The organism is Streptomyces gobiensis, assembly GCF_021216675.1.
GTDB lineage: Bacteria > Actinomycetota > Actinomycetes > Streptomycetales > Streptomycetaceae > Streptomyces > Streptomyces gobiensis.
The window spans coordinates 3053827-3066667 of sequence record NZ_CP086120.1 but is presented as its reverse complement, the minus strand read 5'-3'; the positions used below and the strand labels follow the sequence as shown (position 1 = coordinate 3066667).

The window sequence follows — 12841 nt, the reverse complement described above, 5'->3', positions numbered from 1 at the left end:
GTCTACGGCCCCGGTCGTCTGCCCCTGTGGCGGGCGGCCGGGGCCCGTGTGCCCGGTCGCTGAGCTGCACGGCCCACAGCCGGGGTGAAACTGGCGAGCTCGCGTATTCGTGAGTCGCGTATTCCTCAGCGTGTGAGGGCTCGTCTCACCGTGAGTGGTCGCCGGGGGGATCCGGGGTCATGGGTTGTCCGGCTCGTCGGCGGGGGAAGAGCGATCGGCGTCGGGATTGTTGCGGTCATGGTGTTCGGCCGCTGGCCCGGGTAGCCCAGCAGCATCCCGACGAAGGGGGCGGGAACCAGCTCGGACATGTGCGAGGCTGCCCGCATGCGGAAATTGAGGACGGCCACCATCACCGGCGCCGCCCTGGCGGCAGCCCTGCTGCTCGCCACACCGGGGTGCGCTCCTCTGTGGCCACAGCAGGACGACGGGCTGCCTTCCATGCCGTCCGAGTCCCTGCCCGAGGACCCCGATCCGAAGCAGTCGGCCGCACAGGCTGAGGACTTCCGCGCCTACATCGCCCGGCACGGCACCGGCAGCCGCCGGGAGGCGGTGCAGCACGTGCAGAAGATCTTCGGGAGCTGGGCCGACAGCGCGGGCCGGGCGTTCATCGTCACCGACCTGCCGCCGGGCGATCAGCAGCCCGCGGAACTGATCATCGGTGCCTATACCGACTGGCGCCTGTCCCTCGACCCCGGCCCCGGCCTCATCGGCGTCTACGGCAAGACGGGGCACCTTACTGCCACCAACTTCCCCCGGCACGCCCCGGACCCCCCAGGCACCCCGAGGGGCCCCGCTCCCCCTCCCCCGCCCCGGCCGCCGAATGAGGGGGTCAAAACAACTGGCGACCTCGCGTAATGGACCGTCGCCCATTCGTCAGCGAGTGAGGGCTCGTCGTCACCGCGCGTGGTCGCCCGGAGCGTAGTGGCGCCAGGTTCCTCCGGCCTCCGCCGCGAGTTGGGCGGTGGTGTCGTCGTGGTAGCCGAGCATGCGGGCGACCACCGGTGCGGGGGCCTGGAGGACGAGGTGCCGGATCGCCGCCGTGCGTCCCCGCTGGGTGGGGAAGCCCAGGCGCCGGAGCCGGAGTTCGAGGGTGTTCGAGGTCATGGGCTGCCCGGCCCGGCGGCCGGGGAACAGCCAGCGGGCTTCGGGGTTGGTGGCGGTCATGGTGTTCGGGCGCTGGGCGAGGTAGGCCAGCATCAGCCCGGCGAAGGGCTCGGGAACGGGCGACGGCGGATCGCCGAGCCGGACGAGGACCTCGCCATCCTCCAGGAGGACATCGTCGGTGGTGAGCCTGGCAATCCGGGTCAGTGGCTGCGCGTAGAGAAGGACAAGCATGGCAGCGACACGGTCCTGGAGCGGGACGTCCTCGCGGTTCACGGCCTGCCGCAGCAGCGCGAGGCGCTGGTGCTGGGCGATCGGAGCGGGGTTGCTCGTTGAGCGGTGCGGGACGGTGAGGGCGAGCATGTGCTTGGAGCGCATCGCCCACCGCAGGAACGCATGGGTGAGGCGCCGGGCGGTGTAGCCGTCTGCGTACCAGGTGTCGACATCGGCCTGGGTGCAGTCGACGAGCGTGTGTCCGCGCTCGGCGAGGTGGGCGAGGAAGGCGGTCGCGAGACGGATCTCGTCCCGTGCCTGCCGGATCTGGTCGCTGGTCAGTGGGCCACGAGCGGCCAGGGTGTTCAGGCGGCGCTGGACGTGCCAGGCGGCGAAGAGCTCCAGCAGCCGCCGGTGATCGACATCGACGGCGGGCAGCTTCTCGGCGAGCCATCGCTGGAAGAGCAGCAGCTGTCGGTCGGCCGGAGGCAGGATGCCAGTCTCCATGAGCAGGTCGCGCAGGTAGGCGACCGAACGCCAAGGGGTGAGCTGGCTCAATCCGTCGTGGGTCAGCGGGACTTCGCTGCGGGCCAGGGCCCGCAGGTTGCGCTGGACGTGGGGGTGGCCGGTCCAGGTCATCCCGCCCCAGGGGCGTTTCATCTGCCGAAGCGCATCGAACAGGGGGAGGAGTTCGACCCGGACGCTGCCGGTGCCGTCGTCGAGGAGCTCATGGAGGCGTTCGGTCAGGACGCACCGGCCGCAGATGCCGCGACGGTAGCGCCTGGCTTCCTGGCCGCAGCGTTCGCAGATGAAGTCGCCGAGTCCGCCCGCGCAGTCCGTGCAGAGCTTGCCGCCGTCCGGCGTGAGGCCGGGGGTGAGCCGCTCGACGCCGCAGCCGACGCACGTTCCATAGGTCTCCAGGGCCCGAGTCATACAGGTCTGGCAGATGTAGCCCTCGGGCCAGCGGTTCGTCTCGGGCCGCACTGCCCGGCCGCAGCGGGTGCAGAACCGCGCGCTCGCGGGCACTCGGGTCCGGCTCATCCTTCGGGCCGGATACGGGCGCGCTTGGGGCGGACCGCCGACAGGTCGACGACCGCGTTGTCGGCGGCGACCTTGCGGACCGCGGCGTTCTCCGCCTTGGTGGCGATCAGGTCCGCCGGGGTGCACTCGAAGATGTCGCAGAGCGCGGCCAGCACCGGCAGGGACAGCCGTTCGGGGGTGCCGGTGACGAGCCGGTGGACTTGGGAGAGCGAGAGGTTGATGCCGCGCTCGGCGAGAGGCGGGGCAAGCTCGCTGGTGGTGAACATCCCGGCGGCGGCCATAAGCTCGCGCAGCCGCCACTGGTAGCTGACCTGGCGTTTCATCAGGCCCTCCTGGCGGGCTTGAGCGCGGCCTCGACCGTGGCGTCCAGGGCCCGCCGCAGCGTGCGGGTGCGGAAGTCGGAGGATACGCATAATGGTGGAGTCGGGTATTGGAACTGCCTGAATGCCTCTGGAACGAGAGGTTCTCCGAGCGGGACCTGACCACCCTGGGGTGAGCGTTCGGCAACCTCGAAGTGCCAGGTCACATGGCGTGTCGGGGTTGGCGAGTGGTCTGTACTTCGCACTCTGCGGCGTGATCGAATGGGGGATGACATCGTTCTGGACTGGCAATCGGATACGCCTGCGCGGTATCGAGCCTGACGACTGGACCGCGTTCATGCGGTTCGCCGTGGACGAAGAGCGGATGGGCGACCTGCTGAACCTGCCTCGTTCCGCCGAAGGATTTCGTGCCTGGGCGAAGGAACAGGCCGCTGCCAAGTCCGATAGCGACTGCTTCCAGTTGGCGATCGAGGACGTCGACGCGGGGGAAATAGTCGGTGCTGTCGGCTCGCACCAGGCTGATCCGCATGCGGGCTGGTTCGAGTACGGCGTCACGATCGGTGCTGATCACCGGCGCAAGGGCTATGCGGCGGAAGCCGTGGTGATGCTGCTGCGTTTCATGTTCGCCGAGCGGCGTTATCACAAGTGCGAAGCACGGATCTTCGCGCAAAACGAGGCGTCGCTAGCACTTCATCGTCGGCTCGGTTTCGTCGAGGAGGGGCGCCTCCGCGATCGCGTGTTCCTTGCCGGCCGCCACCATGATCTCGTCGTGATGGGCATGCTCGCCGATGAGTTCGCCCAACGGCATTCGATCAGAGAGCTTGCTCGCCCCGCGGTCGGTGGATGAGACCAGGGCAGGGAGAGCAGAGCTCCGGGTTGACCGTCCCAGATTAGTCCTGCATCGCGTCACGAGCTGTTCCGGCGGCTGACCTCGGCTGCGTAAGCGGCCCAGTCTCCGGCGGCGGCCCGCTGCCATTTGACAGCGACGGTGATGTCGATGCCGAGGGTGCGGGCGAGGACTGCTGCGGGCAGCTCGGTGGCGAGTTGGAAGAGCGCGGTCGAGCGTGCTTCCGCGAGCCGGATGCCGAGTTTGCGGAGCCGTTCGCCCATGGCCCAGGCACTGATCGGGCGGCCGGGCTGGCCTCCGGGGAACAGCCAGGGTGAGTCTGTCCGGGCGAGGACGGCATGGCTGCGACGGACCGCGACTTGTTGGAGGGCGAGTTCAGCGACAGGTGCCGGAAGTTCGACCGGGACGGCACCGAGGTGGATGCGGACGGCTCCGTCCGTCTCCTCGATGTGGTCGACGGTGAGCCGGGAAATCGCAGCGGGCCACTGGGCATAGAGGAGTAACAGCAGGCCGGCGAGGCGGTCTTCGGGCTTGAGGGCGTCGTCGTGCAGCAGTCGACGGGTGGTGTCCCAGCGGGCGTCGTCGTCCATCGCCTGAGTGGGGCCGTTCCATCTCACGGCGGGGAAGCTGAGATCGCGGGTGATCTTCTGGGCCAGAGCCCAGCGCACGAAGTGGCCTGTCTCCCGGCGGTGGCGGACGTCGTCGCTGGTCATCCAGCGTTCGAGGTCGGCCTGACAGCAGGTGGCAAGGGTGAGGTTCTGGTCCTCGATCCAGTCCAGGAGGCGGACGGCCGCCCGCAGATGTTGCCGCGCAACCGCGAGTTGGTAGTGGGTGACCTCCGTGCCCCGGCTTCGTCGGCGAAGCCGACGAAGAAGGTGCCAAGTTGCGTACCGGTGCAGGATTTTCCGTCCCTCGACGGTCGCATGCGAGGCGACGAGGTTCTTCACATGCCGTTCGAGACGGACCATCTGCTCGTCCCGCCTGGGTAGGACGCCGGTGGCGACGAGAACACTGCGGATGTGCTCGACGACCTTGCCTTCAAGGAGTTCGTCTAGGGCCGCGTGGGTGAGGGGACGACGGCCAGAGCCAAGATCGGACAGGACAGTGGAGACGATGCCCTTGGAAAGCCAGCGCATGGCGGTGCCGGCCCGTTCAGTGCTGGCCAGGGCGTCGTGGAGGGGCTGCAGCTTCGGGGTTATAGAGCCGGTGTCGTCGGCGAGGATCTCGTGGAGCCGTTGCTTGAGTGTGCAACGAGGGCACGGTCCCGGCGCGTGCAGCCGCTCGGCTTGTCCGCAGGTCGGACAGGGACGCCAGAGTTCAGCGTCCGGCGTGGTGCAGGGGCCGCAAATGGGGGCGTCGGCGGTGCCGGAGTGAATGCCGCGCAATCGTCCGCAGGCGGTGCAGTGAGCTTGGCGCCTGTCACAGCCGCCGCAGCGGGGCAGGCCGGTGAGTTTCGAGAGCATGCAGGGTGCGGTGCGGCCGCAGATCGAGCAAAGCAGTACGGGCAAGGGGCGGCAGTTCGGGCAGATCGGCCCGTCCGTGGTGCGGCAGTTGACCATGCGTGACTCGCCGCAGACGGTGCATGTCTCCAGGTTCGCCGGGTCCCTGACCAGGCAGCTCGGACACAGCGGTCGCCCCTCGGCGTCGCGGGTGGCTGGCTCGCGCCGAGCGCCGCAGCGTACGCATTCTTCGAAGCGGGACTTGGCGATGCAGTTGCGGCAGACCCGCTGCCCATCCAGCGGCTTGTCGATGCGGACCACCCGGTGGCAGCGAGGGCAGGTGGGCCGGACGATCCCGGCGACGCCTGCCGTGTGCAATAGGTCGATGAACCGCAAGATGGCGCGAAGCGGCGCCAGATATCCCTCCCCGGTCAGCAGCCGGGGGTTCTCCTCCAGGACCCAGACCACTCGCTGGCGATAGTGGGGACGGTGGGGTGCCGTCCGGCGGAGGGCCTCGGCGACTACGTCACCGTCGGCGCCCGGAGCGATCGCGTTGATCAGTTCGTGGACGACCATGGCTGGATCACGGTCGTCGTGGTCGGGACACATCGAACAGCGCGGCAGCCCCTTGCGGTCCCGGAAGCCAACGCGTCGGACGTTGCCGCAGGCGGTGCACTCGGCGGTCTCCTGCCCGCAGACTCCGCAGTACCAGTCCTGGCCCTTGCGCTGGAGAGTTCGCAGCTTCTTGCCGCACTCGGCACAGACCGGCGGTGCGATCGCCAAGGCGCCGGCCTTGCGGAGCTCGATGAGTAGATCGCCGACGGCCCGGGGCGCCGGGGAGCGGCCGTCGGTCAGCACGGCGGGGCGTATCGCCAGGGCTTGCGCCAGGCGTCGTGACTTCGCGCGACCGCCCGCGACCTCGGTGACCACGGCCCGGATGGTCTCGACGTCGAGTTCCTTCTCGACGTCGGCGACGAGGTCCGTGATCAAGCCGACCGGGTCTGCGACGGCGCGGTCGAGCTGGTCAGCCGCAGTCATGATCGGTCAACACCCCTGATCCGGGCCCGCTTTGGCCGCAGCCCGCCGAGTCCCTCCGCATCGGACGCCGAGCCACCGGCGGCTGCCTTCTTCGGCTTCTTCACGGACCCGGCCGCCGCAATGGGCTCGATGAGGTCGTCCATGGTGCAGTCGAGGATGTCGAGCAGGGCCATGAGGATCTTCAGGCTCAGTCGCTCCGGTCGCTCGACGACGAGCCGGTAGACCTGGCTCGTGGAGAGCGTGATGCCACGTTCGGCGAGCAGAGGGAGGAGGTCGGTGGTGGAGAACATCCCGCGGTCGGCCATGACTTTGCGCAGGTGCCAGTGGTAGTCGAGTTTGGCGGCCATCGCCGGATCCCTCCTGTCAGGCTCCGGCGAACGCCGGGGCCAGTGCCTTGTGCAGGGAAGTGTTCATGAAGTCGTCGCTGACGTGCGTGTAGATGGCCAGGGAGCTGTCGCACTCGTGGCCGACCTGCTGCTGGATGAAGCGCCGGTCCACCCCATCCTCGGTCAGATGCGTGACGTATGAGTGGCGAAGTCCGTGCGGGGTCAACTCTTTGGGCAGCCCGAGGGCGTCCCGGTATGCCTCGAACCGGTCGTTGATCGAGCCGGGCTGCAGGCGGCCCCCGCGCTCGGTGATCCACAGAGCGGGGTGATCGGAGAACCCGAAGCGCGGGCGGACGTTCTCGACGTAGTCGGCGACCGCCTCGACGGCCCAGTCCATCACTGACAGCACGTTCCGCCGCCGCGGCGGCTGGCCCTTCTTGGCTTTGCCGTAGCGGACGTTGAGCGTGCCGTACCGGCCGAACTGCCGAGCCTGCGGGTTGCGTCCGAAGTCGACCACATCGAGCTTGGACGTCTCGGTCCGGCGAAGCCCCCACCCGTAGATGACCTTGAAGAGGGTGGCGTCGCGGTAGGCCGCCAGGACTCCCTTGCGTTTCGCCCGTACCGCTCGTTCGACCTGGTCGTCGGCGTAGTCGAGGAAGAGCTGCAGCTCTTCCCTGGTGAACGGCCGTGCCTCCGGGTCTCCTTCGTAATCCTGCAGGTGAGGGACGGTGTTCCATTCGTGGCAGATCGCCACCGGGAAGGTGCCGAAGGCTTCCTCACAGGCCGGGAACCAGCCGTAGCGGGCGTCGATGAGGAGTTCGGTGAACAGCCGGACCGTGCCCTGGTAGCTGCGGACCGTGGACGGCGCCAAGTGCCTCTCGCTCGTCAACGACACCGACCATTCGTCCAGGTGGGCTGGCGTCCATCGCCACGGATACTCGTTCGTGAAGTCCAGGAACCGGCGGATCAGCCGTTCCCTCGGGTCGATCGTGTCGTCCTTCAGCCCCCGCGACTTCTGCTGAGCCCGCCAGCCCCGCAGCATCGCGTCGAACATCGCGTCCTCAGGACGCAGCTGGACCACCCCGGAGACGAGCTCCAGTTGAGCCGACCCGGCCAGGGCCACCTTGCGCTGATGCACCACTCCAGACCATCCCTTCTGGAGGGCAGATCATGCATCAGAAGGGATCAATTCGGCAACATGCCTGCTCAGGAGGCCAGTTCGTAGAGGCTATGAACTGCTTCCGCTTCCTGTCGCAACCAGGTGACCTGCGGATCCTCACCCGTCTGATGCAATTCCCGAGGGTTGGTGTAGATCGAGGTTGTGCTTGCGTGATCGTGGCCAGCCTGGGACTGCACGAAGAACGCGTCCCAGCCGTCTTCGATCAGGTGGGTGACGTAGGATCTTCGTAGCGAGTGGAAGTCCAGGACCGGGTCGAGGCCGAGGTCGTCTCGGTAGGTGGCGAAGCGGGAGTCCAGCCGCTGCAGCCCGAGCCGGCGTCCGCGTTCCGACGGCCACAGGGCAGGCCCGTCCGCGTGCCGCATGGCGGGCCGGACCTCGCTCGTCCACTGATCGAGGATCTCGGCCGACCATTCCCATATCGTCAGCACGCTGCGGCGCTTGGGCGGCGAGCCCTTCTTCGCCTTGCCGTGGCGGACGTAGCAGGCGCCGAACTCGCCGAACTCCGGGCCTTCGGGGTTGCGGCCGAAGTCGGCGGTGTCCAGCATGCGGGTCTCGTTCCGCCGTAGTCCGTAGGCGTACGCGGTCTTGAAGAGCATCGCGTCGCGGAAGGCGGGCAGCCAGCCCTTGCGGCCGCGTCCACGCACGCGGCTGACCTGATCGTCGGCGTGATCGAAGAACGCCTGCAACTCGTCCCGGGTGAAGGCCCGTTTCGGGGACTCGGCCTCGCACTCCTGCATGTGCACGGCGGTGTTCCACTCGTGGCAGACCTGGATCGGATGAGTGCCGAACCGCCGCTCACACTCGGCCGCCCAGCCGTAGGCCGGGTCGATGGCGTAGTCACAGAACAGCCGCACCGCCTCCTGGTAGCCGCGCAGCGTCGAACGTACGCAGCCACGAACGGCCCGCAGGTCGCCGAACCACTCGTCCGCCAGCGACGAGGACCAGCTCCAGGGGAAGGCGTCCGCGTGGGCGGCGAACGCCCGCACCTTCCGCTCACGGCCGTTGATGGTCGACAGCGCGAGGTTCCGGGCCAGCTGCTGGTTACGCCAACCGTCCAGCATCGCCTCGAAGACCTGCTCGTCCGGCCTCAGCAGCGGCACCCCATCGGCCAGGTGCAGCCGCGCGAGCCCCGGCACGGTCCCGTCCTTGCCCGCCAAATCATCACGCTCCGTAGATCGCATCCGTCGCGAGAATCTCGCATCAGATGCGAAGCCCGGAGCGGAATGGCAGGTCAGTCATCCCATCGAGTGAAGCGGCACGACAGCGAGCAGGGCTGTCAGCTACCGTCCCTGCGAGTACACGGCGAGCCATGTACGTGCTGATCAGCGGCTTCCCGGGAGCCGCTCGACCAATGCGGCGCAAGATGAGTCCAGTTCGCATCAGATGCGATTCGCGCCGGTTCCCAGATACGCGTCAAAGGGGCAATAAGGTGATCTTGAAGCCCTGAAGGACCCGGCCCATCACCCGTTCGGCGCAGTCGTTGGGTGGTGATGTTGTTGCCGTCTTGGGCTGGGGTGGGTTGTGACCTCGATCGAGCGGACCGCGTACCCACGGTTCAAGCGTCGCACCATGGTCTTGGCCGTGATGCTGCGATCCTCGTCCGATGTCAAGCAGCCCCATAGGCAGCCGATTGATCGGGATCTCGACTGAGACTCTCGTGCGGGCGGTGGCAAGCGCGGTGGCTTAAAAACACGCACTGAGCCCTGACACCGACTGAGCTGGTCGGCCCGGCGGCCAGATTCGGCCGCCGGGCCAAGAGACAGCCGGTCTCAAGCGGCTCGGTCTGGCGCAAGAGTCCATTCCTTGGCCACCGAGTGCGGGGCGCGGTACGGAACGACGTATGGATCGCTCTAGCTGTTGTGCTGCTGACCGAGAACCAAGGCGCCTTGGCCGTCGGCGTCCAGTCCAGTGTCGAGGATCTTGTCGTCCAGGAAGGCCGCGGCCTGCTCGTCCAGGAAGAGCCGAGCTCCTTCGACGACCATGACCTCGTCGCCATCGGCGGGTGCCGCGGTGACCCCAAGCTGCAAGGTCTCGGAACCGTCGGTCGCGGAAATGCGCAGCCCGGCGTCCGCCGGCGCGCCCTCCGTGCTGATCATCGTGCGAACGGCCTCGATGGCCGTGGGGGTGAGCATCAACATGGTCCAGATCCTCCCCCCGAGCAGCCTCCCACGCACGTCGTAGGCGTCGGCAACCAGTCGGCGCTCTCTCTTAAAGGCCCCGGTCTCCTATCTCTGACCCACGGTACAAAGTAGCCGTCGCACCGTCCAGGAGAGCCGTTTCCCCACACCGCGGTGTCGCCGAGTCCGTCCACGCACCCCAGGCGCTTGGCCACAACATCACCACCAACGACTGCGCCGAACGGGTGACGGGCCGGGCCCTTCAGGGCTTCAAGATCACCTCATTGCCCCTTTGACGCGTATCTGGGTCACACCCCCACAGCGGGCGTAACCCCAGCTCCGGAACCGGATTTGGGCCGTAAGACTCCCCGTCCCGGGCCTGTCGGGGTGCGGGCCCTGAACCCGGGACGGGGCCCAGACGGCCGCCTGCCCCGCTATCCAGCCCCCTGGCAGCGCGGGGCGGGCGGTCCCCCGTCGGTCCGTGGACGGCGCTACCGCGCGAGGTGCGCCCTTCCCGCTCTGACGACGGGGACGCGGGCCCCACAGCCCCGGGAGATGTACGTGTGTCCGTCTCCCGGGGCTTCCTACGTCCGGTAGCAGCAGGTGAGCGAGGGTGCCCACGCGCGCGAGGCGCGCATCGTTGAAACCGGCGGGCTCACTTCGGGCTCACCTTGGCCCGAAACGACGAAGGCGCCCCGGCTGAACAAGATCAGCCAGAGCGCCCCGCCGCTGGACAACAAGGGTTTCCCTGTTGAGCCGTTCGGTAGGCCGTGTGGGACTCGAACCCACAACCAACGGATTAAAAGTCCGCTGCTCTGCCAATTGAGCTAACGGCCCGTGGTCGTGCTCCCCCGAAGCATAGCCGGACGGAAGCCGGAGACCCGAACGGGTTCTGTCGTTCGGGTCCCCAACCCGGTCCGGCTACGCACAAAGCCCCGGGAACGCAGAGCTTTCCCGGGGCCTGGCGGCGGCTGTCAGCGGGGCGGTCAGCCGCGCTCAGCCGTCAGTAGGGCTCAGCCGTTGCGCTTCCAGCGCGGCTTGTCGGTGCGGCGGTCGAAGGAGCGGCCGCCGGTGTTGCTGCCGGAGTTGCCGCCGGGGTTGGTGCCGCCGCGGTGGTCGTCACGGCGGCCGTACGGGCGGCGGTCGTCGCGGCGCTCGAACGGACGCGCCGGGCGGTCGTCGCGGCGGAAGCCACCACGGTCCCGGTCGCCCTCGCGACGGTCCCGGTTGAACGGACGGTCACGGCGCTCGCCGCGGTCGTTGCCCCGGCGGTCGTCGCGGCGGTCCCGGTTGAACGGGCGGTCACCGTCGCGGCGGTCGTCGCGGCGATCGCGGTTGAACGGGGGGCGGTCGCCGTCACGGCGGTCGTACGAGCGCGCCGGGCGGTCGTCGCGGCGGAAGCCACCACGGTCCCGGTCGCCCTCGCGACGGTCGCGGTTGTAGGGGCGGTCACGGCGCTCGTAAGAGCCGTCGCGCTTGCGCTCATCGCGGTTCTCCGCGGCCTTGCGCTCCTTCTCGGCACGCGCGGCGGCCGCCTTGGCCTCGCGCGCGGCCTCCTCGGCGGCCTCCTTGGCCAGCGCCTCGGCGGCCTGGGCCACCGCCTCCACCGGGTCGTCGCCCCGCTCCCGGGCGGCACGGGCCGTCAGCTGGTCGGCCTCCTCGCGGAGTTCGAGCGCACGGCGCTGGGCCTTCTCCAGCTTCCGGGTGAGGTCGGTGACCTCACGCTCGGCCTGCTTGGCGGCGTTGGCGGCGGACTCGGCCTGCACCTCGCTGAGCGAGCGAGCGCCGGTGATACGGGCCACGTCCTCATCGAAGACATCGCCACGGCCGATGATGTGCCGTGTGGCGTCGACACCCGCGTCCTCCATCAGCCGGAAGATCTGGCGGCGCTGGTGCGGCAGGGCCAGCGAGACGACCGTGCCGGACTGGCCGGCGCGGGCGGTACGGCCCGAGCGGTGCAGATAGTCCTTGTGGTCACCGGCCGGGTCGACGTTCAGGACCAGGTCGATGCCGTCGACGTGGATGCCGCGAGCGGCGACATCGGTGGCGACCAGGACATTGACGTAGCCGTCCTTGAAGTCGGCCAGCGTGCGGGTACGGGCGCCCTGGGTCATACCGCCGTGCAGCGCGTCGGCCTTCACCCCGGCCTCACGGACCTGCTCGGCGACCCGGTCGGCGCCGAGCTGGGTGCGCACAAAGATGATCGTGCGGCCCTTGCGGGCGGCGATGGCGGCAGTGACGGGGGTCTTGTCGCGCGGCTTCACGACCAGGACGTGGTGGGTCATGGTGGTGACCGCGCCCTGCGCCGCGTCGACCTCATGGCTGACGGGGTCGACGAGGTAGCGCTTGACCAGGGAGTCGATCTCGTTCTCCAGCGTCGCGGAGAACAGCATCCGCTGACCGCCGGCCGGGACCAGGTCGAGCAGCTCGGTGACCTCGGGCAGGAAGCCCAGGTCAGCCATCTGGTCGGCCTCGTCCAGCACGGCGACCTCAATGGCGTCGAGCGAGCAGGCGCCCCGGTTGATCAGGTCACGCAGTCGGCCGGGGGTGGCGACGAGGACGTCAACACCGCGTTCCAGCGCACCGATCTGGTTGCCCATGGAGGTGCCGCCGCAGACGACCTTCAGCTTGAGGCCGAGGACATCGCCGTACGGCTGCAGCGCGTCGGAGACCTGCATGGCCAGCTCGCGGGTCGGGGTCAGGATGACACCGCGCGGGCGCTTCCGCTCGGTGCGGCGGCCCTCCAGCCGGGTGAGCAGGGGCAGGCCGAAGCTCAGAGTCTTGCCGGAGCCGGTACGGCCACGGCCGAGGATGTCCTTGCCCGCCAGCGCGTCCGGGATGGTCGCGGCCTGGATGGGGAAGGGGGAGGTGACGCCGTTCTGGGCGAGCTTGCGTACGACCGGGTCGGGGAGACCGAGGTCGGCAAAGGTGACGGTCTTCTCCGCCAGCTGCTCGTCCTCGGGCAGGACGACGTCAGGGGTGGCAATTGGCATGCGAAATGCGAACCTTCCGGAGTTCTTCGGCACGCGCCCATAACTCCGTGATTCGCACACGACCGCCTCTATGCGGTCAGCCCACGGTTAAGCAAAGGAACGCGCCACGCGGCGCGCTTCGGTTGGGGCGCCGGGCAAATGGGATCAAACGATCTACCACCATACGCACCCAGGGGCGGGATGCGCAAACCCGCTGCCCCGAGGGGTGCTACGTATCACCCAGTTC

At 68.7% G+C, this 12841-nt stretch carries 10 protein-coding genes and 1 tRNA gene; 2 read left to right on the top strand and 9 right to left on the bottom strand.

All coding sequences use genetic code 11. The annotated features are described in order from the left end of the window. Nucleotides 1-324: 324 nt before the first annotated feature. Nucleotides 325-855 (top strand): hypothetical protein, encoded by a 531-nt coding sequence (locus test1122_RS14255; RefSeq protein ID WP_232269550.1) that lies wholly within the window; start codon nt 325-327, stop codon nt 853-855. A gap of 39 nt (nt 856-894) precedes the next feature. Here test1122_RS14255 and test1122_RS14250 read toward each other — a convergent pair whose 3' ends face one another. Continuing rightward, nucleotides 895-2340: a site-specific integrase gene (locus test1122_RS14250; RefSeq protein ID WP_232269549.1), complete on the bottom strand. Its 1446-nt coding sequence runs from the start codon at nt 2338-2340 to the stop codon at nt 895-897. Nucleotides 2341-2351: 11 nt separating this feature from the next. Beyond that, nucleotides 2352-2678: a helix-turn-helix domain-containing protein gene (locus tag test1122_RS14245; RefSeq protein WP_232269548.1), complete on the bottom strand. Its 327-nt coding sequence runs from the start codon at nt 2676-2678 to the stop codon at nt 2352-2354. Between the two features lie 265 nt (nt 2679-2943). On the opposite strand from test1122_RS14245, the gene test1122_RS14240 reads away from it, so the two are divergent. Further along, nucleotides 2944-3522, top strand: coding sequence for a GNAT family N-acetyltransferase (locus test1122_RS14240; protein ID WP_232271903.1), 579 nt, complete (start codon nt 2944-2946; stop codon nt 3520-3522). Nucleotides 3523-3581: 59 nt separating this feature from the next. Here test1122_RS14240 and test1122_RS14235 read toward each other — a convergent pair whose 3' ends face one another. The 7 genes from test1122_RS14235 to test1122_RS14205 form a co-directional block, all read right to left on the bottom strand. Next, nucleotides 3582-5999, bottom strand: a complete 2418-nt coding sequence (locus test1122_RS14235) for a site-specific integrase (protein ID WP_232269547.1) — start codon at nt 5997-5999, stop codon at nt 3582-3584. After that, the gene (locus test1122_RS14230) at nt 5996-6346 is read right to left on the bottom strand and encodes a helix-turn-helix domain-containing protein (RefSeq protein WP_232269546.1); all 351 of its coding nucleotides are present in this window, start codon (nt 6344-6346) and stop codon (nt 5996-5998) included. The genes test1122_RS14235 and test1122_RS14230 overlap by 4 nt, the downstream gene beginning before the upstream one ends. A 16-nt stretch (nt 6347-6362) precedes the next feature. Next, nucleotides 6363-7466 (bottom strand): tyrosine-type recombinase/integrase, encoded by a 1104-nt coding sequence (locus test1122_RS14225; RefSeq protein ID WP_232269545.1) that lies wholly within the window; start codon nt 7464-7466, stop codon nt 6363-6365. Between the two features lie 65 nt (nt 7467-7531). Then, a complete protein-coding gene (locus test1122_RS14220) occupies nt 7532-8686 on the bottom strand; it encodes a tyrosine-type recombinase/integrase (protein ID WP_232269544.1) in 1155 nt (384 codons plus the stop codon). Nucleotides 8687-9355: 669 nt separating this feature from the next. Continuing rightward, nucleotides 9356-9643: a hypothetical protein gene (locus test1122_RS14215; protein ID WP_232269543.1), complete on the bottom strand. Its 288-nt coding sequence runs from the start codon at nt 9641-9643 to the stop codon at nt 9356-9358. A gap of 743 nt (nt 9644-10386) precedes the next feature. Next, nucleotides 10387-10459, bottom strand: a tRNA-Lys gene (locus test1122_RS14210). Between the two features lie 176 nt (nt 10460-10635). Further along, nucleotides 10636-12615, bottom strand: coding sequence for a DEAD/DEAH box helicase (locus test1122_RS14205; RefSeq protein WP_232269542.1), 1980 nt, complete (start codon nt 12613-12615; stop codon nt 10636-10638). Nucleotides 12616-12841: the final 226 nt, after the last annotated feature.

What these genes read in the sequence shown, in the direction of transcription:
- test1122_RS14235 (WP_232269547.1), bottom strand. Translation starts at nt 5,999, where the DNA reads ATGACTGCGGCTGACCAGCTCGACCGCGCCGTCGCAGACCCGGTCGGC.
- test1122_RS14240 (WP_232271903.1), top strand. Translation starts at nt 2,944, where the DNA reads ATGACATCGTTCTGGACTGGCAATCGGATACGCCTGCGCGGTATCGAG.
- test1122_RS14245 (WP_232269548.1), bottom strand. Translation starts at nt 2,678, where the DNA reads ATGAAACGCCAGGTCAGCTACCAGTGGCGGCTGCGCGAGCTTATGGCC.
- test1122_RS14255 (WP_232269550.1), top strand. Translation starts at nt 325, where the DNA reads ATGCGGAAATTGAGGACGGCCACCATCACCGGCGCCGCCCTGGCGGCA.
- test1122_RS14220 (WP_232269544.1), bottom strand. Translation starts at nt 8,686, where the DNA reads ATGCGATCTACGGAGCGTGATGATTTGGCGGGCAAGGACGGGACCGTG.
- test1122_RS14215 (WP_232269543.1), bottom strand. Translation starts at nt 9,643, where the DNA reads ATGTTGATGCTCACCCCCACGGCCATCGAGGCCGTTCGCACGATGATC.
- test1122_RS14230 (WP_232269546.1), bottom strand. Translation starts at nt 6,346, where the DNA reads ATGGCCGCCAAACTCGACTACCACTGGCACCTGCGCAAAGTCATGGCC.
- test1122_RS14205 (WP_232269542.1), bottom strand. Translation starts at nt 12,615, where the DNA reads ATGCCAATTGCCACCCCTGACGTCGTCCTGCCCGAGGACGAGCAGCTG.